At 67.4% G+C, this 24,335-nt stretch carries 14 protein-coding genes; 8 read left to right on the plus strand and 6 right to left on the minus strand.

What is annotated here, in order from left to right; all coding sequences use genetic code 11:
• The first annotated feature begins 59 nt into the window (after positions 1-59).
• Both ACP7CK_RS15850 and ACP7CK_RS15855 read left to right on the plus strand, forming a co-directional pair.
• Positions 60-1,409 carry an ammonium transporter gene (locus ACP7CK_RS15850; RefSeq protein ID WP_292148622.1) on the plus strand — a complete coding sequence of 450 codons (1,350 nt, stop codon included), beginning with the start codon at positions 60-62 and terminating at the stop codon, positions 1,407-1,409.
• Between the two features lie 98 nt (positions 1,410-1,507).
• Positions 1,508-2,203, plus strand: coding sequence for a TorF family putative porin (locus ACP7CK_RS15855; protein WP_372705230.1), 696 nt, complete (start codon positions 1,508-1,510; stop codon positions 2,201-2,203).
• Between the two features lie 56 nt (positions 2,204-2,259).
• On the opposite strand, the gene ACP7CK_RS15860 is transcribed toward ACP7CK_RS15855, so the two are convergent.
• From ACP7CK_RS15860 to ACP7CK_RS15870, 3 genes are all read right to left on the minus strand, one after another.
• Positions 2,260-4,629, minus strand: a complete 2,370-nt coding sequence (locus ACP7CK_RS15860) for a glucan 1,4-alpha-glucosidase (protein WP_426026636.1) — start codon at positions 4,627-4,629, stop codon at positions 2,260-2,262.
• Between the two features lie 9 nt (positions 4,630-4,638).
• A complete protein-coding gene (locus ACP7CK_RS15865; RefSeq protein ID WP_426026637.1) occupies positions 4,639-6,174 on the minus strand; it encodes an MFS transporter in 1,536 nt (511 codons plus the stop codon).
• Between the two features lie 166 nt (positions 6,175-6,340).
• Positions 6,341-8,407 (minus strand): glycoside hydrolase family 97 protein, encoded by a 2,067-nt coding sequence (locus ACP7CK_RS15870; RefSeq protein ID WP_426026638.1) that lies wholly within the window; start codon positions 8,405-8,407, stop codon positions 6,341-6,343.
• Between the two features lie 64 nt (positions 8,408-8,471).
• Here ACP7CK_RS15870 and ACP7CK_RS15875 point away from each other — a divergent pair, with 64 nt between their 5' ends.
• Positions 8,472-9,524, plus strand: coding sequence for a LacI family DNA-binding transcriptional regulator (locus ACP7CK_RS15875; protein ID WP_426026676.1), 1,053 nt, complete (start codon positions 8,472-8,474; stop codon positions 9,522-9,524).
• Between the two features lie 5 nt (positions 9,525-9,529).
• On the opposite strand, the gene ACP7CK_RS15880 is transcribed toward ACP7CK_RS15875, so the two are convergent.
• Both ACP7CK_RS15880 and ACP7CK_RS15885 read right to left on the minus strand, forming a co-directional pair.
• Positions 9,530-11,170 (minus strand): alpha-amylase family glycosyl hydrolase, encoded by a 1,641-nt coding sequence (locus ACP7CK_RS15880; RefSeq protein WP_372705226.1) that lies wholly within the window; start codon positions 11,168-11,170, stop codon positions 9,530-9,532.
• Positions 11,167-12,987, minus strand: coding sequence for an alpha-amylase family glycosyl hydrolase (locus tag ACP7CK_RS15885; protein ID WP_426026639.1), 1,821 nt, complete (start codon positions 12,985-12,987; stop codon positions 11,167-11,169). Before ACP7CK_RS15885 ends, ACP7CK_RS15880 begins: the two co-directional genes overlap by 4 nt.
• A gap of 285 nt (positions 12,988-13,272) precedes the next feature.
• On the opposite strand from ACP7CK_RS15885, the gene ACP7CK_RS15890 reads away from it, so the two are divergent.
• Both ACP7CK_RS15890 and ACP7CK_RS15895 read left to right on the plus strand, forming a co-directional pair.
• Entirely contained in the window at positions 13,273-16,074 is a 2,802-nt protein-coding gene (locus ACP7CK_RS15890) for a TonB-dependent receptor (RefSeq protein WP_197019711.1), read from the plus strand.
• 215 nt (positions 16,075-16,289) lie between these two features.
• A complete protein-coding gene (locus tag ACP7CK_RS15895) occupies positions 16,290-17,564 on the plus strand; it encodes a sugar MFS transporter (RefSeq protein ID WP_008259895.1) in 1,275 nt (424 codons plus the stop codon).
• Positions 17,565-17,635: 71 nt separating this feature from the next.
• Here the strand turns inward: ACP7CK_RS15895 and ACP7CK_RS15900 are convergent, their stop codons facing one another.
• Complete coding sequence (locus tag ACP7CK_RS15900; RefSeq protein ID WP_164952606.1) at positions 17,636-18,244, minus strand: TetR/AcrR family transcriptional regulator; 609 nt, start codon at positions 18,242-18,244, stop codon at positions 17,636-17,638.
• Between the two features lie 132 nt (positions 18,245-18,376).
• Here ACP7CK_RS15900 and ACP7CK_RS15905 point away from each other — a divergent pair, with 132 nt between their 5' ends.
• From ACP7CK_RS15905 to ACP7CK_RS15915, 3 genes are read left to right on the plus strand one after another with little or no spacing between them, the layout of a single operon-like run.
• Complete coding sequence (locus ACP7CK_RS15905; protein WP_426026640.1) at positions 18,377-19,582, plus strand: efflux RND transporter periplasmic adaptor subunit; 1,206 nt, start codon at positions 18,377-18,379, stop codon at positions 19,580-19,582.
• Positions 19,583-19,585: 3 nt separating this feature from the next.
• Complete coding sequence (locus ACP7CK_RS15910; protein WP_426026641.1) at positions 19,586-22,858, plus strand: efflux RND transporter permease subunit; 3,273 nt, start codon at positions 19,586-19,588, stop codon at positions 22,856-22,858.
• Positions 22,858-24,291 carry an efflux transporter outer membrane subunit gene (locus ACP7CK_RS15915; protein WP_426026642.1) on the plus strand — a complete coding sequence of 478 codons (1,434 nt, stop codon included), beginning with the start codon at positions 22,858-22,860 and terminating at the stop codon, positions 24,289-24,291. The genes ACP7CK_RS15910 and ACP7CK_RS15915 overlap by 1 nt, the downstream gene beginning before the upstream one ends.
• Positions 24,292-24,335 lie beyond the last annotated feature (44 nt).

The raw sequence follows: 24,335 nt of genomic DNA on the forward strand, positions 1-24,335 counted from the left end.
AAGACGCGATTGCAGTAAAACCTTCGCATCTGCGAGATTGCTAAGGGGGATTTTTGCTCATGTCGCGTGTCTGGAATCGACTTCCGGGAGCCGTCGCGCTCCTGTGTCTGACCATTGGTCTCTTCTATGCGGGCGGGGCCTTCGCCCAGACGCCCGAGGCGGCGCCGGCCCTGCTGGCGCACCAGTCGGTGCTGGAACTGGACGGCGCCGGCACGGCCTGGCTGGGCACCTCGACCGCTCTGGTCCTGTTGATGACCCTGCCGGGTCTGGCCCTTTTCTACGGCGGCATGGTGCGCCGCAAGAACGTCATCGCCACCATCACCCAGTCGGTCGGCGTCTTCGCCGTGGTCTCGCTGGTCTGGTTCATCGCCGGCTACAGCATCGCCTTCGGCGCCAACCCTGACGCCGCGCTTCAGCCCTATGTGGGCGGCCTGGACATGCTGTTCCTGAACGGCGTGACCCTGGGCACGGCGAACACCCTGCTGACCGGCATTCCCGAATATCTGTTCATCGCCTTCCAGATGACCTTCGCCATCATCACCCCGGCCCTGGTCACCGGCGCCTTCGCTGAACGGATGAAATATTCGGGTCTGCTGTTGTTCACGGCCCTGTGGTCGCTGCTGGTCTATTCGCCCATCTGCCACTGGGTCTGGGGCGGCGGCTTCCTGGGCGCCGCCGGCGTGCTGGACTTCGCGGGCGGCGCGGTCGTTCACGTCAACTCGGGCGTCGCGGGGCTGGTCTGCGCCATCTTCCTGGGTCGCCGCAAGGGCTATGGCGCCGAGCCGATCATCGCCCACAACCCGGTGCTGACCATGATCGGCGCCTCGCTGCTGCTGGTCGGCTGGATCGGCTTCAACGCCGGCTCGGCGGGCGCGGCGAACGAACTGATGGGCGTGGCCCTGCTGAACACCGTCCTGGCCGCCGCCGCCGCCGCCCTGACCTGGAAGATCATCGAACTGATCGAGAAGAAGAAGGTCTCGCTGATCGGCATGCTGTCGGGCGTGGTCGCCGGTCTGGTGGCCATCACTCCGGCCGCCGGCTTCGTCGATCCCAAGGGCGCGGTCATCATCGGCCTGATCGCCGGACCGGTCTGCTACATCTCGTCGGTCTGGATCAAGAAACTGCTGCGCTACGACGACTCCCTGGACGCCTTCGGCATCCACGGCGCCGGCGGTCTGATCGGCGCCCTGCTGACCGGCGTGTTCGCGACCACCGCGATCAACAGCCTGTCGGAAGGCGCTACTGTCGGCGCCCAGGCCTTGGGCCTGGCCTGGACCATCGCCTACAGCGCGGTGGGCACCTTCGTCATCCTCATCATCTGCAAGTTCACCACGGGCCTGCGCGTGAGCGAGGCGGAAGAAGCCGCCGGTCTGGACACCTCGCTGCATGGCGAGAGTCTGGACCACTGACTAACGCTCTCGGGCGCGGCCCGCCGGCCGCGCCCGAGGTCTTCCGGCATTCGTGTCGGTTCTTGAAACCAAATCTATAAAAACAAGGGGATAGCGTAATGAATGTCAGGTTTTTGAGTTCGGTCGCGGCCGTAGCCGTGTCTTTGGGTCTGATCGGCGTGGCCGCTCCCGCCTCGGCCCAGGCCGACACTGAGGTCGATGTCGCGTTCAACGTCGGCGTCTTCAGCGACTATGTTTACCGCGGGTACAGCCAGACTAATGAGGATCCTGCCATCCAGGGCGGCATGGACCTGACGGCCGGCAATTTCTACGCGGGCGTCTGGGCCTCGAATGTAGACTTCGGCGACGACACCGATGCTGAAGTCGATTTCTACGCCGGCTACCGTACCGAGGTGCAGGGCTTCGCTGTCGATGGCGGCGTGATCGCCTACAGCTATGTGAACGCCCCCAGCTTCACCGACTATAACTACACCGAGTTCAAGCTCGCCGCATCGCGGGCGGTCGGCCCGGCCACGGTTGGCGCGGCGGTCTTCTACTCGCCCAGCTATCTCAACGAACAGACGCTGTACTATGAGATCAACGGCAGCTTCTCGCCGATGAACAAGCTGACCCTGTCCGGCGCGGTCGGCCTGCAGACTTACGAAGACAGCGACGAGTACACGACCTGGAACCTCGGTGCGACCTACGCCCTGACGGACAATCTGGGAGTCGATGTCCGCTATCATGACACCGACGTGGACAACGTTCAGAACGCCGAGGATCGCGTCGTCGCCAGTCTTAAAGTGATGTTCTGATCCTTCGGAACTGAACTGAGGAGGCCCCGGAGAGTGATCTCCGGGGCCTTTTTCGTTCAGCGGGCGTAGCGGCTTTCGACCGGATCGTACCGGTCCCAGACCTTGCCGTCGGCCAGCGACCGCAGCAGCTTCAGATATTCGGCGTGGGTCCAGGCCAGGGGGGTGGCGGAATCCGTATTCTGACCCAGGGTGTAGTCGTGGGCCGTGGGGGCTCCGACCCCGTCCCAGACCTGTTCGGCCAGCATCAGGCCGTCGTTGGAGAACCGCTCCATGCCGCGCACATAGGTCTGGCGGATGGCGGCGATTTCGGCGGCGGAGGGGGCGCCGTTCAGGCTGACGCGGGCCAGTTCATAATGGCCGCGTTCCCCGGTGAAGAAGGGCCAGACCCGGCCGCGCTGGCCGGGGCTCATCTCGCCGCCGACGCCATAGTTGGCGCCCGTGACATGGTCTTCGCCATAGCCGTCGACGCCGTACCGGCGCCAGCCCGGCGTCTTGTCGCCCTCGGGGCCGAAATCGTAGCGGACACGGTACAGGGGCTCCAGCGACTGGTCGTCATAGACCGGCAGGGTGGAGACGATGTGGGCATCGTCCGCCTTGCGCACGCCGTAGCGCACCAGCTCCAGGAAGCCGCCGTCCACGACCCTGTCTTCCTGGGGCGCGATCTGGCCGTTGGCGGCGCCGATCGGGGCCTTGTCGTTCGGGTTCTCGTTCTGGGTGATGCGGATATAGTAACGGCCGTTCCCGAAGTCGCCGTTGGTGGTGAACATCCGCTCTTCGATCTTGGACGCATAGCTGTCGGCGGCGGACTGGTAGCGGGTCGCGCCCGCCGCGTCGCCCGAGGCGCGGGCCATCTCGGCCGCGACGGTCAGGCCGGCGACCACGGCGGCGGTGCTGGACGGCGAATAGCCCTGCTGCTCTTCCCAGCGTTCCTGCTGGGTGAAGGGCGGCTTGATCTCGGCCTCGTTCCACAACAGCCCGACCTTGCCGCCGTCGACCAGGAAGTCGGCCGCCGGCTTCAGCATGGCGGTGTAGTGCTCGGTCATCTCGGCGTCTGACAGCCAGCCCATCTTCCACAGACGATAGCCCAGCATGATCGGCATGGCCGTCTGGTCCAGCTGAACCGCGACCCATTCCAGCTCGCCGTCCACGTGGGTCTTCTGCAGGAACCAGCCGCCGACGCCGGTGTTGCCGGGCGTGTCCGGCCCGACCTGGACCTGGGGCAGATAGTTGAAGGCCGCCAGCGGCGTCTCCCTGTCGCCCAGGGCCGCCAGGGCCATGGCCACCTGATAGAAGTCGCGCGGCCAGACCGCCTTGTAGCCGGTCGAGGATTTCGACGCGTCCACCGTGTCGCCCCAGGGATTCGACAGCGACGCGATCAGGGCGCCGGCGTGGGTGCGGTCCTCCTGCACCTTCAGCATCAGGGCCGAGGCATAGGCCAGCTTGCCCCCGTCGGTCGCCTGTTCGGCGATGCGGGGCAGTTCGGTCAGGGAGGCGACATAGTCCTCCCAACCTGCGCGCTCGCCCTCGCCGTTGAAGCGGGCCAGCACCTCGTCCAGGCCGGTCGCGAAGGCGCCGTCCGCCGCCGCTTCGGCCGCCGCCTCGCTGTCGCCGAAGCCGATGACGAAGTCGCGGCTGAGGCTCTGGCCCATGCGCAGGGTCGGCAGGGCGCCGGTCATCATGGTGTTGCCGGCGGTCTCGCCTGTCGAGGCGTAGGTCCAGTCCAGCTTGCCGTCCTTCAGATCGGTCAGGCCGTCGGAGGCGCCGACGAAGCCGACGCTGGCGGCGGCGAAGGCCTCGCTGGGCTTCAGCACCAGGTGCGTGTCGCCTTCCCAGGCGTGGAAGCCTTCGCGTGTGACCTGGCCGCGATCATCGACGCCGGTATTGGCGATGTGCGGCTCGAGCAGCAGATAGGGCGTCGCCTCGCCGCTCAGGGCGGTGATCTGAACCCGCAGCACCAGGGCGTTGCGGTCGGGGTCGGTGAAGATGCGCTTCTCGATCTCGAACCGGCCGGCCTTGTCGCGGGTCGTGATCTTGTAGGCGGGCGACAGGGGGCGTCCCTCGGCGTCCACGTGCAGGTATTCGGTCTTGGCCGTGGTGTCGTCGCCTTCCAGCGCCAGACCATCCGGCGTGACGACGGCGAAGCGCAGGGCCTTGATCTGGGCCTCGTGGATCAGGCCGTACATGGTCTCGGTCAGGACGCCGTCGGCGATGGAGAACCAGACCTTGGACACCGCCCCGGTCGGGCCGCCGTCGCGATATTGGCCGTCGACATAGGCCTCGTAGGAGGCTCCGGCCCCCGTCTTGGCGGCGCTGGACCAGGTCGGCAGGTCGCCGGGTGCGCCGGGCGCGACCGACTGTGCGGACGCGGCCGAGGCGACGGCCAGACCGGCGGCGCCGGCGAGGCAAAGGGTTTTGAATTTACGCATGGAGAAGCCTCACGGGTTGGGCGTGGGGGAGGGGGAATGTTCGCGCACCAGCAGGGCGCTCGCCGCCGCCAGCACAAAGGAGACGGCGCCGAGCACCAAGGCCCAGATGGCCTGGCCGTCGAACAGGGTCTTCAGGATCAGGCCCAGGACGGTGGCGGCCAGCAGCTGGGGCACGACGATGAAGATGTTGAAGACGCCCATATAGACGCCCATCTTCCGGTCCGGCACCGCCGCCGACAGGATGGCGTAGGGCATGGAGACGATCGAGGCCCAGGCGAAGCCGACGCCGATCATCGGCAGCCACAGCAGGCCCGGATCGCGGATGACGAAGACCCCGAACAGGCCCGCGGCGCCCAGCAGCAGCATCAGGGCGTGGGTCGCCTTGCGGCCGATGCGCTTGGCCAGGACCGGCAGGGTGAAGGCCGCCAGGGCCGCCACGCCGTTATAGACCCCGAACAGAACCCCGACCCAGTCGGCCCCGGCGGCATAGGCGGCCGAGGTCGTGTCGGTCGTGCCGTAGTGGACACGGGTCACGGCGGCGGTGGTGTAGATCCACATGGCGAACAGGGCGAACCAGCTGAAGAACTGCACTACCGCCAGGCCGCGCATGGTCTCGGGCATGCGGAAGATGTCGTTCAGGATCTCGGTCGCGGCGTTGACGATGCGGCGGCGCTGCATCATCCCGACCGCGATCTGCAGCAGCCCAGAACCGGCGAAGAAACCGGCCAGGACCAGCAGCTCCTTTTCCAGGTTCAGCGCGCCGATCAACACGAAACCCAGGCCCCCCAGCACGGCGCAGACCAGGCCCGACGTCATCCAGCCCTGCACGCTGCGCGCCGGCGCCTCGGGGCCGTCGTCGGCAGGCGCGCCCAAGGCCGCCTGTTTGGCGCGCTCGAAGGCGGCGATCTGTTCGGGGCTGTATTCCCTGGTGCTCAGCACGGTCCACAGCACGGCCGAGAACAGGCCGGCGGCGCCGACATAGAAGGCGATCTTGACCGACAGGGGCACGACCCCCGCTTCGGCCGTCGAGACCACGCCGAACACGTTCGACAACAGCCACGGCAGAACCGAGGCGAACACCGCGCCCGCGCCGATGAAGAAGCTCTGCATCGCATAGCCGGCGGTGCGCTGCTCTTCCGGCAGATTGTCGCCGACGAAGGCCCGGAACGGCTCCATGGTGATATTGATCGAGGCGTCCATGATCCAGAGCATAGCCGCGGCGAACCACAGGCCGGGGCTGTTGGGCATGGCGATCAGGGCCAGGGTGGTGGCGATGGCGCCGACCAGGAAATAGGGGCGGCGACGCCCGAACCGGGTCCAGGTCCGGTCGCTGAAATGGCCGATGATCGGCTGAACCAGCAGACCTGTCAGCGGCGCGGCGATCCAGAGGATCGCCAGACTGTCGACCTCGGCGCCCAGGGTCTGGAAGATCCGGCTGGTGTTGGCGTTCTGCAGGCCGAAGCCGATCTGGATGCCGAAGAAGCCGACGCACATGTTCCAGATCGCCAGGCCGGACAGGCGCGGACGGTGGGCTAGGATTGTCATGACCTTCCCCCGCTTGCGGGGGAAGTGTCAGGCCGTGGCGCGAAGCGACACGCCTGACGATGGGGGAAGTGTCCTCTTTCATCAGAAGACTTCCCTCTCCGACCCTGGATCGCTTCGCGATCGACGGGCCACCTCTCCCGCAAGCGGGAGAGGGTCTGAATGCCGCTCATCGACGACGGCTCCGGCCCAGCGGCACGAAGCGGATCGCCTGGCCGCCGCCGGGCGCAAGCGCCAGTGTCAGCGTGTCCGCCGACGTCACCTCGCGCTGCTCGATGACGATGTCCTCGCGTTTGCCGCGATAGTCGGCGTCGGGGCCGTCCCGGTAGATCTCGGCGCGATAGCGGCGCCCGTCGTCCAGGAAGTCGAGGTGCGCGGTCAGAACACGCGGATGCTCGTCGGTGACGGCGCCCAGGGCCCAGACGTCCGACGCCCGGTCCTTGCGCGCAATGGCGACGTAATCGCCGATCTCGGCCGCCAGAACCCGGGTCTCGGACCAGTCGACCGGCACGTCCTTGATGAACTGGAACGGGCCGGGATTGGCCTCGTAATTGACCAGCAGGTCGGCCGCCATCTGGATCGGGCTGTAGATGACGACATAGAGGGCCAGCTGTTTGGCCCAGGTCGTCTGCACGCCGCCGGGGCTGCGCGTCTCCATGCCGAAGATGCCGGGGGTATAGTCCATCGGTCCGGCCAGCAGGCGGGTGAAGACCAGGTTCGGCTCATGCTCGGGCGGATTGCCCGGATTGCCCCAGGCCGAATATTCCATGCCGCGCTGGCCCTCGCGGCTGATGATGTTCGGATAGGTGCGGCGCAGGCCGGTGTCCTTGAACGGCTCGTGGGCGTTGATCGCCACCTTGTGCCGGGCGCCCGCCTCGACGACCTTCATATGGTGCTGGGCCATGGCCTGGCTCTCGTGCCAGGCCATCACCATCCGGCCGTCCGGCCCGGCGACGCGAGCGCCGCCCGCATCGGCGACATAGCCGGTCTTGACCGAATGGACGCCCAGCCGCTCGTACAGGGCCATGGCCGGTTCGAGCTGCTGCTCATAGTGGAAGGCGTTGCCGCCCGTCTCGTGGTGGCCGATCAGTTGCACGCCCTTGGACCGGGCGTGGGCGCAGACCGCCTCGATGTCGAAGTCGGGGTAGGCTTCGGTGAAGCTGAAGTCCGAACCATTGGCGAACCACTGGCCGTCCCAGCCCTTGTTCCAGCCTTCGACCAGAACCCCGCCGAAGCCGTGCTTGGCCGCGAAGTCGATGTGTTTGATCGCGTTCTCGGTGGTGGCGCCGTGTTTGGGACCGGAGTTCCAGCTCTTCAGCTCCAGGTGCATCTCCCACCAGACGCCGACGTATTTCATCGGCTTGAACCACGACACGTCGCCCAGCTTGTTGGGTTCGTTCAGGTTCAGGATCAGGCTGGACTCTATCAGGCCGGCCGCGCTGTCTGACACCTGCAGCGTCCGCCAAGGCGTGTTGAAGGGCGCTTGGCGCACTACGGCGGCGTTGGTTAGTCCCGGCGTCAGCTGGGCGCGGAACTTCGTCTCCTCCGACCGCCGCAGGTTCATGCCGGCGTAGTCGATGCAGGCGGCCTCGTGGATCGAGACGTGCAGGCCCGACTGGCCCTTGACCGTCATCGGCGTCTGGGCGCTGCCGACCGCGCTGATCGGCGTGCGGCTGTAGAGGTATTCCTCGCGGTTCCATTCCCAGGCCGGGCACCACAGGGCCTCGCCGTTTTCGGCCAGGTTGAACTCGGTGATCTCCGAACCGATGCGGACCGTCTTCAGCGCGGCCTGGTCCGGGAACTCGTAGCGGAAGCCCAGGCCGTCGTCATACAGGCGGAACACCACGTCCACGCGGCGTTGCAGGCCGGCGGTCTCGGCGTAGCTGACCCGCCATTCGTTGTAGTGGTTGCGGATAAAGCGGCGCTCGCCCCACGGCTGCTCCCAGGTCTCGTCCACCGTCACGGGCTGGCCGGCGGTGATCGCCAGGCCGCGCTCCAGCGCCGGGGCGTCGGTCAGCAGGAAGCCCAGCTTCGACGGCGCGACCACCATCCGCCCCTGACGCAGGACGGCGTACATCGGCCGGCCGTCGTTGTCGGTGAAGGCCTCGACCGTCAGGACGCCGCCGGGCGAGCTGGCGCGGGCGTGGGTCGGCGTGGTCTGGGCGCGAACGCCCGTCGCGCCGAAGGCCAGGATCGAGGCGCCGCCGAGGGCCAGGAAGGATCTGCGCTGCATCATGTGAACTCCGTTACGCCGCCTCTTGCCAACCGCTGCGAACGGTGGCTGAAATGTTTGCAGAAAAATTTGCAGTCAGAACAGGCTGTGCTGGGGACCCGCGACCTTGAGCCGCAAGACCACTCGACTTGAAGACATTGCGCGCCTGGCCGGGGTGTCGGTCGCCACCACCTCGCGGGCGCTGAACGACAGCCCCGCCGTCAATGACCGCACCAAGCAACTGATCTGGAAGCTGGCGAAGGAGCACGACTATCCGTTCCGCCGCTACATGCCGGCTGGCCCGATCGGAGCCCAGGGCACGATCGCCCTGGTGACGCCGCGACCCCAGGGGCGGGAAGGCCGGATCTCCGATCCCTTCTTCCTGGAGCTGCTGGCCGGGGTGGGCGAGGCGGCGCGCGAACGCGGCTGCGACCTGCTGATGAGCCATATTTCGCCCGCCACCTATGACGAGCTGGCGGCGGCGATGAACACCAGCCGGGCCGACGGGGTGATCTTCCTGGGCCAGTCCAGCCTGCACGGCGCCTTCAACCGGCTGGCGGCGGGCGATTATCGATTCGTGGTCTGGGGCGCCGACCTGCCGGAGCAGGACTATTGCTCCATCGGCTCGGACAATTTCTCGGGCGGTCGCCGGGCGACCTCGCATCTGGCGCGGCTGGGGCGCTCGCGGATCGTGTTCCTGGGCGACCTCGATCCGCCCGAGGCTATGCAGAGGCACCGGGGCTATCTGGAGGCGCTGGAGACGGCGGGCCTGTCGGTGGACGCCGACCTGATCGTTCCCGCCCATTTCGAAGTCGAGTCCGCCGAAGCGGCCGTCGACGCCCTGGTTCGCCGGGGCGTGCGGTTCGACGGCGTGGTGGCGGCCTCCGACCAGATCGCCCTGGGCGCGGTGCGCGCGCTGGAGCACGCCGGACTGACCGTGCCGGGCGACGTCTCGGTGATCGGCTTCGATAATGTGCCCTTCAGCCGCTACTCGCGCCCGGCCCTGTCCACCATCGCCCAGGACACGATGAAGGCGGGCCGGCTGATGGTGTCCAAACTGCTGGACCACGGGGGCGCGACGGCCGGTCGGTCGGAACGTGTTCCCACCGACCTGATCGTGCGCGAGACCTGTGGCGGCTGACCGGTTCATGCCAGTCTGAAGACCAGGCCGGCGAGCGGGGGCAGGGTGGCGCCGTCGGCCTCGGTCCAGTTGATCGCCTCGATCCGCGTCGCGTCGACGGGCGGGCGCCATTCGACCGGATCGTGGCCCAGGTTGAAGACGCAAAGAAGCCGCTCTCCGCTCCCGCCGCGCTCCTGCCGTTCGAACACCAGCAGGTGCGAGGTCTCGATCGGCGCCATGCCGCCGTAGCGCAAGGCCGGATGCTGATGACGCAGCCGGATCATCCGGCGCGCCACCTGAAGGGTCGAGGCCGGATCGGCCTCCTGCGCGTCCACCGCCAGCGGTAGATGGCGCGCATCGACCGGCAGCCAGGGCTCGACGGTCGAGAAGCCGGCGTTAGCCTGGTCCGCATGCCAGGGCATGGGGGTGCGGGCGCCGTCGCGGCCCAGGGTCTCGGGCCAGTTGGCGATGGCCTCGGGATCGACCAGCCGCTCGAACGGCACCTCGGCCTGGGGCAGGCCCAGTTCCTCGCCCTGATAGACGAAGACGTTCCCGCGCAGGCAGACCAGAAGCAGCAGGGCCATCTCGGCGAAGGCCTTGCGGTCCCGGCCCTGGGCCCAGCGCGACACCGCGCGCGGCGCGTCGTGGTTCGAGAAGGTCCAGGACGGCCAGCCTTCGCCCTGTTGATCGGGCCACATGGTCTCGCCCTGGGCGACCAGTTCGCTCTTCAGCGTGTCGGCGTACAGATACAGGAAGCCATAGGCCGAGTGCAGGCGGTCGGTCCCGGCCGTATATTCCTTCATCTCGCGGTCGGCATGGTCGCCGCCCACTTCGGCGACGGTGAACCGGCCCTCGTAGCTGTCGGTCAGGGCGCGGATCCGGTTCAGGAAGCCGATGATCTCCGGCTGGCTCTGGTTGTTGATCTTGTCCTGGAAGTCGAACGGCCGGGTGCGTTTCTTGCCGTCGTTGATCGGCGGATTGTCGGTCAGCTTCAGATCGTGGATGGAGAAGTTGATGGCGTCCAGCCGGAAGCCGTCCACCCCCCGATCCAGCCAGAAGCGCGCGGCCTCGATCAGGGCGTCCTGAACCGCCGGATTGCGCACGTTCAACTGCGGCTGGGAGGCCAGGAAGTTGTGCATATAGTACTGGCCGCGCCGGGCGTTCCAGGTCCAGGCCGGCCCCCCGAACACCGACTGCCAGTTCGACGGCGGCGATCCGTCCGGCTTGGCGTCGGCCCAGACGTACCAGTCGGCGTGCGGCCCGCTGCGCGACGCGCGGCTGTCCAGGAACCAGGGGTGTTCGTCGGAGGTGTGCGAGAAGACCTGGTCGATCACCACCTTCAGACCCAACGCGTGGGCCCGCGCCACCAGGGCGTCGAAATCGGCCAGGGTTCCGAAGATCGGATCCACGTCGCAATAGTCGGCGACGTCATAGCCGAAGTCCTTCATCGGCGAGGTGAAGAAGGGCGACAGCCAGATCCCGTCCACGCCCAGCGAGGCGACATGGTCCAGATGCTGGGTGATCCCCTTCAGGTCGCCCACCCCGTCGTCGTTCGCATCGGCGAAACTGCGGGGATAGATCTGGTACAGCACCGCACCCCGCCACCATTCAGTGTGGGCGGTCGCCGGTCGGGCGGCGGTCGCGAGATCGAGGGTGTGGGCGTTCACTGGGGCGTGCTCTTGCAGATCAGATAGTCGAGAGGGGCGATGCGGACGGCGTAGCTGGCTGGGGCCGAAGCCTCGGCCGCGCAGTCGCCGCGAACAGCTTGCCACCGCCGCGAGCCGGGCTCCACCTCGACCTGGGCCGTGACTTCGGCGGTCGAGGTGTTGAACAGGACGAGGGTTTCGCCGCCGGCCTCGTCGAGGCGGGAGAGGGCGAACAGGCCGGGCGCGTCGCCGGCCGCGCGAACGACCTGACGCCCGCGGCGCAGCGCCGGTTCGGCGGCGCGGATCCGGGCCATCTCGGCGATGGCCGTATAGAGAGGGGCTTCGGTCGAATAGGCCGGCTGACGACCGCCGATGGGCTGCTCCGCCGCATAGACAGCCGTCTGGCTGGCGAACATGTCCTGGCGCGAGTTTCCGTAACCGCCGGCGCCGGCGAAGCCCTGTTCGTCGCCGTAATAGAGGGTCGGCACGCCCCGGCTGAACATCATCAGGGCGTGGGCCAGTTTCACCCGGGCCAGGATCTCCGCCTCGCTGGCGTTCGGGTTCGCCTGTTTCACGAAGAAGCCGACCCGGCCCATGTCGTGGTTGCCCAGGAAGGTCGGCAGGATGGCGGCCGTCTCCGCTCCCTTGGCGTAGATGGCGTCGGCGGCGAACAACTTGGCCAGGGCATCGGTCCCCGCCTTGCCCGAGGCGACGTCCACCGCCGTCTTCTGGAACGGGAAATCCAGCACGGCCGGATAGGCGTCCACCCGCGTGAACCGCGCCGTGACCGCCGGGTCAGGGTCATAGACCTCGCCGAAGATGTGGAAGTTCGGGATGCCCTTGGCTTGCGCCCGCGCCAGCATGGCGGGGATGAAGGCCTGCCAGAACTCGGGGTTCACGTGGCGGGCGGTGTCGATGCGGTAGCCGTCGATCCCGTACTTGTCGATCCAGCCGCCGAAGATGTCGATCATGCCCTGGATCACCACCGGATCCTCGGTCAGCAGATCGTCCAGACCGGCGAAGTCCCCGTCCAGCGAGCTTTCGCCCGCAAACGTGCTGTCGCCCCGGTTATGATAGTGGATCGGGTCGTTCAGCCAGGCCGGAACCTTGGCTGTCTCTTCGCCCGTCGGGACATAGGGGCTGTAGGCGTAGTCGGGCCGGGTCAGGCGCGAGAAGTCCCGCCCGTCGAAACCCGCGTTGATCGCCGCCCCGTCCAGCCCGCCGCGACGGGTGTAGGGATAGTCGGCCCGGCTGCGGTATTCGCACGGCCGGTCGGGACACTCGCGATAGCGGATCACGTCGGCCGTGTGGTTGGCGACGATGTCCAGATAGACCTTCATGCCCCGCGCATGGGCCGCATCGACCAGGGCGCGCATCGCCGCCTCGTCGCCGAAATGCGGATCGACGGCCGTGAAGTCGGTGATCCAGTAACCGTGATGCGCCGCGCCCGTGTAGTTCCCGTGGGTCTGGACCGGCTTGTTCTTGAAGACGGGCGCCAGCCACACGGCGGTGGCGCCCAGGCCCTGGATATAGTCCAGCCTCTGGGTCACGCCGGCCAGATCGCCGCCGTGGTAGAAATCGGTGTCGGACGGGTCGAAGCCGCTCTTGAGCCGCTCGGGCGCATAGCCGCCGTGGTCGTTCGAGGGATCGCCGTTGGCGAACCGGTCGGGCAGCAGGAAGTAGATGACCTCATCCTGGGGCGGGCGCTGGCGCAGGGCGGTCAGGACGTCCGGCGTGGCCGACTGGGCTTGGACGGGCAGGGGGGAAGTCGAGGCGAACAGCGCCGCCGCCGCGATCATGGCGCGCGCCGGGGTCTTCCATTGTCGGGCGAGGGTCATCCTGTCGTTCTCCCTGTCCAGAAAGTGCAAAGCCTTCCAGATCGATTTGCAAGATTTTGCAGTCCAGGCGGCCCCTGTCAACGCGGATTAGAATGCTGCATTGCAGCAAGTAGTCGGCATGACTCTCCCGCAACGCTAAGGTTTACGGGCTGTTTGCGGTGGTTCTGGTGCGGCGAAATTACGCCCCTCGCATTAACTGCTTGCAAGAATGCCAGATGTTTGCATATTTTTGCGAAGGCTTCGGCTGCGACATTCAGAATCGCGGCAGCCCCAGGGAGGATGACAATGTCTCAACGTCTTAATCGGCGCGTGCGCCTGCTGTCGGGCGCCGCATTCGGCGCCGCCGCGCTCGTGGCCGTCAGCAGCGCCCAGGCGCAATCCGCCGCGGCGACGACCCAGGCCGACGAACAGCCTGCGGAAGTCGGCGAAATCGTCGTCACCGGCATTCGTCGCGCCATCGAAGCCTCGATCTCGGCCAAGGCCAACAACACCTCTATCGTGGAAGTCATTTCGGCCGAGGACATCGGCAAGCTTCCCGACGTCTCCATCGCCGAATCCCTGGCCCGCCTGCCGGGCGTGACCTCGCAGCGCCTCGACGGCCGCAGCCAGGCCATCTCGATCCGCGGCCTCGGCCCCGACTTCACCACCGCCCTGCTGAACGGCCGCGAATTGGTCACGACCGGCGACAACCGCGGTGTCGAGTTCGACCAGTTCCCCTCGGAACTGCTGGGCAGCGTCGTGGTCTACAAGACCCCGGATTCGGCCCTGATCGGCCAGGGCCTGGCCGGCACCGTCGACCTGCGCACCGTCCGGCCCCTGGCCTACGGCCGTCAGGCCATCGCCGTGAACTATCGCCACGAATGGAACGACATCGGCGCCCTGAACTCGGGCACGACCGACAGCGGCGACCGCTACACCCTCTCCTACATCGACCAGTTCATGGACGGGACCCTGGGCGTCGCTCTGGGCTACGCCCACATGAGCTCGCCCTATCAGTCCGAGCGGTTCAACAGCTGGGGCTATCCGACCTATAGCGACGGCAATCTGCTGACCGGCGGCGTCAAACCCTATGTCATGTCGTCGGAGCTGGAGCGCGACGGTTATATGGGCGTGCTGGAATGGCGTCCGAACGACCGCATCCACTCGACGATCGACGCCTTCTATTCCGAGTTCAAGAACACCCAGGTTCTGCGTGGCATCGAGTTCCCGCTGGCTTGGGGCGGTTCGGCCGGGGACTGCACCGTGAACGTGCCGTCGGCGCTCTGCCGCCCGGCGCCGTCGCTGCGCCCCGGATACACAGTCGAAGACGGCATGATCGTCGCCGGCACCTGGGACAACATCAAGGGCGTCGTCCGCAACGACCTGAACAAGCGCGACAGCAACATCACGGCCTTGGGCTGGAACACCGAGTTCGTCGCCAACGACGACTGGACCCTGGGTCTGGACGTCAACTATTCGAAGGTCGAGCGGAACGACATCATCCTGGAAACCAACGCCGGGACGGGCCGCAACATCAATGGGGCGCTGGACACTCTGGGCTTCGAACTGACCGATGACGGCGTCACCCGCTTCACCAGCCAGCTGGACTACGCCGATTCGACCCTGATCCGCATTACCTCGGCCCAGGGCTGGGGCTCGGACGTCATTCCCGGCGGCCAGGTCGGCTATATGAACACCCCGTCCATCGAGGACGAGATCAAGGCCGCCCGTCTCACCGCAAACCGCACCCTGCACCAGAGCCCGTTCAAGTCGATCGACTTCGGCGTGAACTACTCGGAACGCAGCAAGAGCTTCGTCAACGACCAGTATTACATCGGCGTCCCCGGCGGCGGCGACCTGTTCGTTCCGTCGGAATACCTGCTGGATCCGACCGACCTGGGCTACCTCGGCATCTCGCAGGTGCTCAGCTACGACGCCCTGGGCGTAGTCAACAGTGGTCTGCTGGATCTGGTGCGCAATCCCAACGCCGACGTCGCCGCCGGCAACTGGGAAGTGACGGAAAAGGTCTCGACCGCCTATGTCCGCGCCAACATCGACCACGATCTGTTCGGCCTGCCGCTGACCGGCAACGTCGGCATGCAGTTCGTCTACACCGATCAGAGCTCGACCGGCTTCTCGGCGCGTCAGGTCGGTCCCGGCGTGTCGGAAACCGTCGCCGTCAGTGGCGGCGTCGAATATCTGGAAATCCTGCCCAGCTCGAACTTCATCCTGGAAGTCGGCGACGACGTGTTCGCCCGTTTCGCGGTCGCCCGCACCCTAGCGCGCCCGCGCATGGACGACATGCGCGCTTCACGAAACTACAGCTACAACACGAGCCTGAACCAGTCGACGGACGTCAATCGTTCGCCGTGGAGCGGCGGTGGCGGCAATCCGGAGCTCAAGCCCTATATCGCCGACGTGGTCGATGTTTCGTTCGAGAAATATTTCGCCAACCGCAAGGGCTATGTCTCGCTGGCCGCCTTCTACAAGCACCTCGAGACCTATGTTTACAATCGGAACCAGATCTTCGACTTCACCGGCTATCCGATCGGCCTGATCACGCCGACCAATCCCGAGCCTGCGCTGCGTCAAGGTCTGGTTGGTGCGCCGGACAACGGCGAAGGCGGCTGGATCCAGGGTCTGGAGTTTGCGATCTCCGCGCCCTTCGACATCATCCATCCGGCCCTGGAAGGCTTCGGCGGCCTGTTCAGCGCGTCACAGACGGACAGCGAGGTTCAGCCGGATCCGACCCAGGCCCCGACCACCATGCCGGGCCTGTCGGAAACCGTCATGAACGGCACGCTCTATTATGAGCGCTACGGCTTCCAGGGGCGTGTCTCGGCGCGCTACCGGTCCGATTATCTGGGCGAGGTCGCCGGCTTCGGCAACGGCCGCACCCTGCGCTCGGTCGCGGCGGAAACCGTCGTGGACGCGCAGGTCGGCTACGAGTTCCAGTCGGGTCCGCTGGAAGGCCTGTCCATCCTGGCCCAGGTCAACAACCTGACCGACGAGCCGTTCAAGACCTTCGAGAACGGCGATGAGCGCCGGACCATCGATTATCAGAGCTACGGCCGGACCTTCGCGGTGGGCATGAACTACCGCTTCTGATTTCTCCCCTGAGCAAACTTGGGCCGCCCCGGAAACGAGGCGGCCCTTTCTTTTTGGCCCTGGCCTATCGCCCCCGCCGCTGGTCGCCGCCGCCCAAGTTTGGTTACAGCCTGTGTTTTTCCGCTGGACGGCGCGTCCGCGATGCCCGAACCAAGGCGACCAGAACCGCGCGGGGAAAGCGCGGCCGTCCTTAGTTCTATCCGCAGGGGGAATTCATGTCCGCTCCAGAGGCCGCCAAGCGCCAGGGTACGACCCTGGCCTTCGCCTATGTCACCACGCTCTTCTTCGCCTGGGGCTTCGCCACCTCGCTGATCGATCCGCTTATCGCGGCGGTGAAGCGGGTGTTCGATCTGAACAACGCCGAGGCCTTCCTGACCACCTTCGCCTGGTTCATCGCCTATGGCTTGATGTCCCTGCCGGCGGCGGCGGTGCTGGGCCGGCTGGGCTATAGCCGGTCGATCATCGGCGCCCTGGTGGTCATGGTGGCGGGCTGTCTGATTGTGCCGGCCGCCACGGCCGCCGACTGGTATCCCGGCGTGCTGATCGCCCTGTTCGTGATCGCCTCGGGCGTCACCCTGTTGCAGGTCGCGGCCAATCCGCTGGTCGCCGAACTGGGCAGCCGCAAGGGTGCGTCCAGCCGTCTGAACCTGTCTCAGGCCTTCAACTCCCTGGGCACCACGGTCGGACCGTGGCTGGGGTCGCACGTGCTGCTGACGGGGGGCGTCTTCGCCGCGGGCGCCGTGGTCACGGCCGCGACCCGCACCCAGTCGCTGCGCAGCATCGACATGGCCTTCCTGGGCATGGGCGCCTTCTTCGCCGTCGTGGCCTTCTTCATCTTCACGGCCCGCAAGAAGATCAATGTGGCGGCCCCGGCCGCGACCGAGGCGGTCTCGCCGCTGAAGGCCCTGTCCTCGCCCTGGGCGATCTTCGGCGCCCTGGCGATCTTCCTCTATGTCGGTTCGGAAGTGGCCATCGGCGGCATGCTGACCAACTTCCTGGAAAGCCCCGACATCCTGAACGCCCCGATCGAGACCGCGGGCAAGATGGTCGCCCTCTACTGGGGCGGTGCCATGGTCGGCCGGTTCATCGGCTCATGGGTGCTGTCGCGCGTGTCGCCCGGCGTGGTCCTGGCCTGCTGCACCGTCGCTGCGGCCGCGCTCTGCCTGCTGGTCAGCCAGATCGGCGGACCGACGGCGGCCTATGCGGTCCTGTCGATCGGCCTGTTCAACTCGATCATGTTCCCGACCATCTTCACCCTGACGCTGGAGCGGTCCACGGCGCCGACCTCGGCGACCTCGGGCCTGCTGGTCTTCGGCATCATCGGCGGCGCCCTGCTGCCGCAGGTGGCGGCGCGCATCGCCGACGCCGCCGGCGCCCTTCAGCCGGCCTTCCTGGTGCCGATGGCGGGCTATGTCGGCCTGACCGTCTTCGCCATCGCCTGCGCGCGCACCAAGGCCAAGGCGGAAGTGACCACGGTCGCCTCGCACTAAGGGCCGGTCGTCGGACAAGACAAAGGGCGCGGAGGGCGACCTCCGCGCCCTTCTTCATTTCGGGGGCGTGATCAGCCGTCGATCAGGGACTGAAGGATCGGCGCCAGCCGGTCGCGCATCGCCTCGCATTCGGCCGGCTCGATGTTGAAACTGCCGCCGCCCAGTTCGCGGCTGACCGACATGCCCATGATGAATCCCGCCAGCAGCCGCGCCCGCACCGTGGCGTCCGGGCCGCTGAGCCAGTCTTCCAGGGGGCCAAAGAAACGGGCCGTGCAGGTGGTCTGCACCATGTCCGCCGCCTTGGCCGAGCCGATGGAGCGCAGCATGATCGACATGCCCTTGAGCTTCTCGGCCTTCTTGGGTTCGAACACGATCTCATGGGCCACGCGCCGGCCGAAATCGGATTTCTCGCCCGACATCAGGGCGCTGCCGTCGCCGCAGCTGTCCAGCGCCGCCAGGAACAGATCGTCCTTGGATCCGAAATACCGGCTGATCAGGGCCGCATCGACGCCGACGTCGCGGGCGATGTCGCGCATGCCCACGTCGTCATAGCTCTCGGCCGCGAATCTTTCGCGTGCTGCGTCGAGAATGGCCGTGCGCGTCGCAGCGGCGTTCCTCGGGCGTGGGCCGGGACATAACAAGGGGATGACACTCCACAGAACAATAACCGTAGACACCATATGGCTTTGTCAACGCGTGTTGACAAGCGCCACGACGCCCATCATTAAGTCACCACGCGTTGACAACGGCCGACTCCCCATCGGCCTCTGTCCGCACGACAGGGATTTACCTCCGACAGGGAGATTGCGCAGATGCGCGGGCTGAAGATTGCGGCCGTGTCCGTCATGGTGACGGGCGCGCTATATGGATGTTCCCCCAAGGCCGAAGGCCAGGCGCCCGGCGCCCCGCCGGTGACGGTGGCCACGCCGCTGCAGCAGAAGGTGGTGGACTGGGACGAGTTTACGGGCCGCTTCGAGGCGGTCGAGAGCGTCGACGTGCGGGCGCGGGTCGGCGGCTATATCCAGGCCGTCCACTTCCGCGACGGCCAGATGGTCCAGAAGGGGCAACTGCTGTTCACCCTGGACCCGCGTCCGGCCCAGGCCGCTCTGGCCCAGGCCCAGGCCCAGGTCGCGCAGATGCAGTCGCAACTGACCCTGGCCCGCGCCAACCTGGCCCGCAGCGAGACCCTGCTGGCCTCGCAGGCGGTGTCCAAGGCCGAATATGATTCCAACAAGGCCGCCGTCGATGCAGCCGCCGCCAATATCGCCGCCGCCAACGCCGCCGTGCGCACGGCGCGGCTGAATCTGGAATATACGCGGGTCACCGCGCCGACCTCGGGCCGCGTTTCCGATCGCCGCGTCGATCCCGGCAACCTGATCGCCGGCGGCTCCTCGGCGGGCGACATCCTGACCACCATCATTTCGGGCGGCCCGATCCACTTCGTCTTCGACGGGTCGGAAGCGGTCCTGCTGAAATATCTGCGTGACGGCGGCGCCGCCAACGGCGCCCCGGTCCGCATCCGCCTGCAGGACGAGAGCGGCTTCACCCGCACCGGCCGCCTGGACTTCTCGGACAATGCGCTGGACACCTCGTCAGGCGTCATCCGCATGCGCGCCATCGTGCCGAACGGCGACGGTTTCCTGCGTCCCGGCCTGTTCGGCCGCGCCCAGGTCGCGGGCGCCGGCTCCTACGACGCCCTGCTGGTGCCGGACACCGCCATCGGCACCGATCAGTCGCGCCGCGTCGTCTCGGTCGTCAACGCCGACGGCTCGGTCACGGCCAAGGCCGTCCAGCTGGGGCCGATCGTCCAGGGTCTGCGCGTGATCAAGTCGGGTCTGGCCCCGACCGACCGCGTGATAATCGCCGGTCTTCAGCGCGCCGCCCAGCCGGGCTCCAAGGTCACGCCCAAGAACGGCCGCATCGCTCCCGTCGCCGAACAGGCGTCGGACGCCCCGGTCACTCAGGCGGCTCCGGCCTCGACCGGCTCGTTCGCCAACAGCCTCTCCACCGGCGACTAAGCCATGAACATATCCCGCTTCTTCATCGACCGGCCGATCTTCGCGGCCGTGATTGCGGTGGTGATCACCATCATCGGCGTCTTCGCCTATCCGCTTCTGCCCCTGTCGCAGTATCCGGAGATCGCGCCGCCCACGATCACCATCAACGCCGCCTATCCCGGCGCCTCGGCCGAGACCCTGGCCGAAACCGTCGCCGCTCCCATCGAGCAGGAGGTGAACGGCGTCGAGGACATGCTTTACATCACCTCCTCGTCCACCTCGGACGGCGCGGTGGCCATCACCGTCACCTTCCAGCCCGGCACGGATCTCGACGCCGCGCAGGTGCTGGTCCAGAACCGCGTCTCGCTGGCTGAACCCCGTCTTCCCGACGCGGTCCGCCAGACCGGCGTCGTGGTCAACAAGGCCGAGAGCGGCTTCCTGATGGTGCTGGGTCTGACCTCGCCCGACGGCTCGCTCAGCAACGACTATGTCGGCAACTACGGCAATTCGACGCTGCGGGACCGTCTGCTGCGGCTCGAGGGCGTGGGTGCGGTCCAGGTCTTCGGCGGCGGCAACTATTCGATGCGGATCTGGATCGACCCGGCCAAGGCGGCCGAGCGCGGCCTGACCGGCCCGGATATCGTCGCCGCCCTGCGGGCCCAGAACGTCCAGGCCGCCGCCGGCTCGATCGGCCAGCCGCCGTTCCCCAACAGCGCCTCGGCCTTCCAACTGCCGATTCAGGTTGAAGGTCGTCTGACCGACCCCGACCAGTTCTCCAATGTCGTCCTGAAAACCGACAGCCAGGGCCGCGTCACCTATCTGCGCGACGTGGCTCGGATCGAACTGGGCGCCCAGGATTACGGCATCCGCGGCTTCTTCGACGGCCAACGCGGCGTCGGCCTGGCCGTCGTCCAGCAACCGGGGGCCAACGCCCTGGGCACCGCCGAACGCGTCTTGGCCGAGGTCGAGGCCGTCAAGGCCGAACTGCCTGCCGGCATGGACCTGTCCGTGCCCTATAATCCGACCGAGTTCGTCGCCGCCTCGGTGGAGTCGGTTCAGCATACCCTGATCGAGGCCGTCATCCTGGTCGTGATCGTGGTCATGATCTTCCTTCAGACCTGGCGGGCGGCGATCATCCCGATCGTGGCCATCCCGGTCGCCCTGGTCGGCACCTTTGCGGTGCAGCTGGCCCTGGGCTATTCGATCAACTCCCTGTCTCTGTTCGCGCTCGTCCTCGCCGTCGGCATCGTCGTCGATGACGCCATCGTCGTGGTCGAGAATGTGGAGCGGGCCATAGGCGAGGGGCTGACTCCCAAGGAGGCCGCCTACCGCTCGATGCAGGAGGTCTCCGGCGCCCTTATCGCCATCGGCCTGGTGCTGATCTCGGTGTTCATTCCGACGATGTTCGTGCCCGGCATCCCCGGCATCTTCTATCGCCAGTTCGCCGTGGTCATCGCCTCGGCCTCGGTGATCTCGCTGTTCGTGTCGCTGACCCTGTCGCCGGCCATGGCCGCCCTGCTGCTGAAGCCGCACAGGAAGGACCACGAGAACGACCGCAAGCCGGGCGTCCTGGGTTCGGTCGTCTATTACGGAGGCTGGGCCGGGCGTAAGTTCAACGAGGGCTTCGACTGGCTGTCGGATCGCTACGGCCGTCTGACGGCGCGCCTGGTGCGCACCGTGGGTCTGGTTCTGATTATCTACGCCGGTCTGCTGGGCCTGACCGCCTGGCGTCTGGTGGACACGCCCTCGGGCTTCATCCCCGAGCAGGATCAGGGCTTCTTGATCGGCGTCATCCAGCTTCCGGCCGGCGCTTCGCTGGACCGCACCGAGGCGGTGATGCAGCGCGCCAGCAAGATCATCCAGGATACGGGTGGCGTGGACGGCACCGTGGCCTTCGCGGGTCTCGACGGCGCCAGCTTCTCGTTCGGCTCCAACGCCGCCACCATCTTCGTGCGTCTGAGCCCGTTCGAGGACCGGACCAAGGAAGAGGCCGCCGCCGCCCTGGCCGGGGCCATCACCCAGGCCACGGGTCAGATCGAGGACGCGCAGATCTTCGTCATCGCTCCGCCGGCGGTCCAGGGCCTGGGCAACGGCAACGGCTTCAAGATGATGATCCAGGACACCTCGGGCGCCGGCTACCGCGCGCTGGAGGGGGCGACCTTCGCCATGATGGGCGCCGCCGCCCAGGCCCCGGATCAGGTGAGCCAGGTCTTCTCGACCTACAACACCGGTTCGCCGCGCATCTCGGCCGACGTGGATCGTGACAAGGCGCTGATGATGGGCGTCCAGCCCGGCGCGGTGTTCGACACCCTGGGGGTCTATCTGGGCTCGTCCTATGTGAACGACTTCAACATGCTGGGCCGCACCTATCGGGTGACGGCGCAGGCCGAGCCCCAGTACCGCGACGACATCGCCGACATCGCCAACCTGAAGACCCGCTCGTCCAGCGGGGCGATGGTGCCGATCGGTTCTGTGGCGAACCTGGTCAATGACTCGGGTCCGTCCCGGATCGTCCGCTACAACCTGTTCCCGGCGTCCGAACTTCAGGGCAACCCGGCCATGGGCGTGTCTTCCGGCCAGGCGCTGGGCGTCATGGAGCAGATGGCGACCAGCACCCTGCCGCAAGGCTTCAGCTACGAGTGGACCGAACTGGCCTACCAGCAGAAGGCGGCGGGTTCCGGCACGACCATGATCTTCCTGATGGCCGTGGTCTTCGTCTTCCTGGTGCTGGCGGCCCAGTATGAAGCCTTCACGCTTCCGCTGGCGGTCATCCTGATCGTGCCCATGTGCCTGCTGGCGGCCATGATCGGGGTGAATCTGCGGGGCCTGGACAACAACATCCTGGTCCAGATCGGTCTGGTCGTTCTGATCGCCCTTGCGGCCAAGAACGCCATCCTGATCGTCGAGTTCGCCAAACAGGCGGAAGAGGACGAGGGCATGAACCGGTTCGATGCAGCAGTGGCTGCGGCCCGGACCCGCCTGCGTCCGATCCTGATGACCTCCTTCGCCTTCATCCTCGGCGTCGTGCCGCTGATGCTGGCGACCGGGCCGGGCGCCGAAATGCGCCAGTCGCTCGGCACGGCGGTCTTCTCCGGCATGTTGGGCGTGACCTTCTTCGGCCTGATCTTCACGCCGGTCTTCTATGTCGTGACCCGCTGGCTGTCGTCCAAACTGCCGCAAGGCAAGAAGCCGACGCCGAAGTCGAAACTCACCGAAGCCGTCCGCTACGATCAAACTTCCAGCCTGACCGATCCCGATGCGCCGGCTCCGGCCGCCGGGCGGGGAGGGGACTTCTGATGACCCGCACCAAGACCCTCAGCTTCCTGACCGTCGCAGCATCCGGCGCCCTGCTGGCCGCCTGCGCGGTCGGGCCCCAGGCGCCTGCCGCCGACCTGCCTGTGGCCGGGACGGGCGCCTTCGTCGGCTCCGCCTCGACCACGGTCTCGACCGCCCAGGCGCGAGACGACTGGTGGCGGCTGTACGACGATCCGACCCTGGACGGCCTGATCCGTCAGGCCTTCGCCGAGAACAACGAGCTGGAGGCGGCCTTCGCCAACCTGCGCGCGGTTCGGGCGTCGCTGTCCGAGGCGCGCGTGGGCCGGTTCCCGACCACGACCACCAGCGCCCAGGCCCAGCGCAGCCGCGCCTCGGCCGCCACCTCCTCGGTTCTGGAGGCGGACGGCAAGGCGCCCGAGATCGACACCTATGACGTCGGTCTTTCGGCCAGCTACGAGGTCGATCTGTTCGGCCGGGTGGAATCGACCATCCGCGCCGCTCGCGCCGACGCCCGCGCGGCCGAGGCCGCCCTGGCCACGGTCCAGGTCTCGGTCGCGGCCGAGACCGCCCGCGCCTATGCCGACGCCTGCTCGGCCAACGCCCAGATCGCGGTGGCCGAACGGACGCTGGGGCTGCAACGCAATACGGCTCAGCTGACACAGACCCTGCTCGACGGCGGGGCGGGCACCGGCCTGGACGTGGCCAGCGCCCGCGCGGCCCTGGCCCAGACAGCGGCGACCCTGCCGACGCTGCGCGCCTCGCGTAACGAGGCCCTGTACCGGCTGGCCACCCTGACGGGCGTCACCCCGGCCGAGGCCAGCCAGGCCGCCGCCGCCTGCGTCCGGCCGCCGCAACTCAGCCAACCGATCCCGGTCGGCGACGGCGCGGCCCTCCTGGCGCGACGTCCTGACGTGCGCCAGGCCGAGGCGAACCTCGCCGCCGCCGCGGCCCGCGTGAACGTGGCGACCGCCAATCTGTATCCGCAGATCAGCCTGGGCGGTTCTCTCGGCTCGACGGCCCAGGACTCGGGCGAACTGGGCGACGACCAGAACTTCCGGTTCAGCTTCGGTCCGCTGATCAGCTGGTCCTTCCCCAACGTCTTCGCCGCCCGCGCCCAGATCAAGGCCGCCGACGCCCGCTCCGACGCGGCCCTCGCAACCTTCGACCAGACGGTGCTGACGGCTCTGCAAGAGACCGAGACGGCGCTCAGCAACTACGCCAACGAACTGGACCGCCGCGCGGCCCTGACCGAGGCCCGCGATCAGGCCGCCCGCGCCGCCAACCTGTCGCGTCAGCGTTTCAACGCCGGCGCCGACAGCTTCCTGCTGGTGCTGGACGCCGAACGGACCCAGGCCGCCGCCGACGCCGCCCTGGCCCAGTCGGACGCCCTGGTCACCACCTACCAGATCGCCCTGTTCCGCGCCCTCGCCGGCGGCTGGCAGGCCGACAGCTGACCGACCCCCGTCCCCCGCCCGGGCGGGGGACGGCTTCGACGATG

Origin of the sequence: Brevundimonas sp. TSRC1-1, from assembly GCF_049898245.1 — a bacterium.
GTDB classification, from domain to species: Bacteria; Pseudomonadota; Alphaproteobacteria; order Caulobacterales; family Caulobacteraceae; genus Brevundimonas; species Brevundimonas mediterranea_A.

What these genes read in the sequence shown, in the direction of transcription:
- ACP7CK_RS15865 (WP_426026637.1), bottom strand. Translation starts at nt 6,174, where the DNA reads ATGACAATCCTAGCCCACCGTCCGCGCCTGTCCGGCCTGGCGATCTGG.
- ACP7CK_RS15900 (WP_164952606.1), bottom strand. Translation starts at nt 18,244, where the DNA reads ATGGTGTCTACGGTTATTGTTCTGTGGAGTGTCATCCCCTTGTTATGT.
- ACP7CK_RS15895 (WP_008259895.1), top strand. Translation starts at nt 16,290, where the DNA reads ATGTCCGCTCCAGAGGCCGCCAAGCGCCAGGGTACGACCCTGGCCTTC.
- ACP7CK_RS15855 (WP_372705230.1), top strand. Translation starts at nt 1,508, where the DNA reads ATGAATGTCAGGTTTTTGAGTTCGGTCGCGGCCGTAGCCGTGTCTTTG.
- ACP7CK_RS15870 (WP_426026638.1), bottom strand. Translation starts at nt 8,407, where the DNA reads ATGATGCAGCGCAGATCCTTCCTGGCCCTCGGCGGCGCCTCGATCCTG.
- ACP7CK_RS15915 (WP_426026642.1), top strand. Translation starts at nt 22,858, where the DNA reads ATGACCCGCACCAAGACCCTCAGCTTCCTGACCGTCGCAGCATCCGGC.
- ACP7CK_RS15860 (WP_426026636.1), bottom strand. Translation starts at nt 4,629, where the DNA reads ATGCGTAAATTCAAAACCCTTTGCCTCGCCGGCGCCGCCGGTCTGGCC.
- ACP7CK_RS15910 (WP_426026641.1), top strand. Translation starts at nt 19,586, where the DNA reads ATGAACATATCCCGCTTCTTCATCGACCGGCCGATCTTCGCGGCCGTG.
- ACP7CK_RS15905 (WP_426026640.1), top strand. Translation starts at nt 18,377, where the DNA reads ATGCGCGGGCTGAAGATTGCGGCCGTGTCCGTCATGGTGACGGGCGCG.
- ACP7CK_RS15850 (WP_292148622.1), top strand. Translation starts at nt 60, where the DNA reads ATGTCGCGTGTCTGGAATCGACTTCCGGGAGCCGTCGCGCTCCTGTGT.
- ACP7CK_RS15890 (WP_197019711.1), top strand. Translation starts at nt 13,273, where the DNA reads ATGTCTCAACGTCTTAATCGGCGCGTGCGCCTGCTGTCGGGCGCCGCA.
- ACP7CK_RS15885 (WP_426026639.1), bottom strand. Translation starts at nt 12,987, where the DNA reads ATGACCCTCGCCCGACAATGGAAGACCCCGGCGCGCGCCATGATCGCG.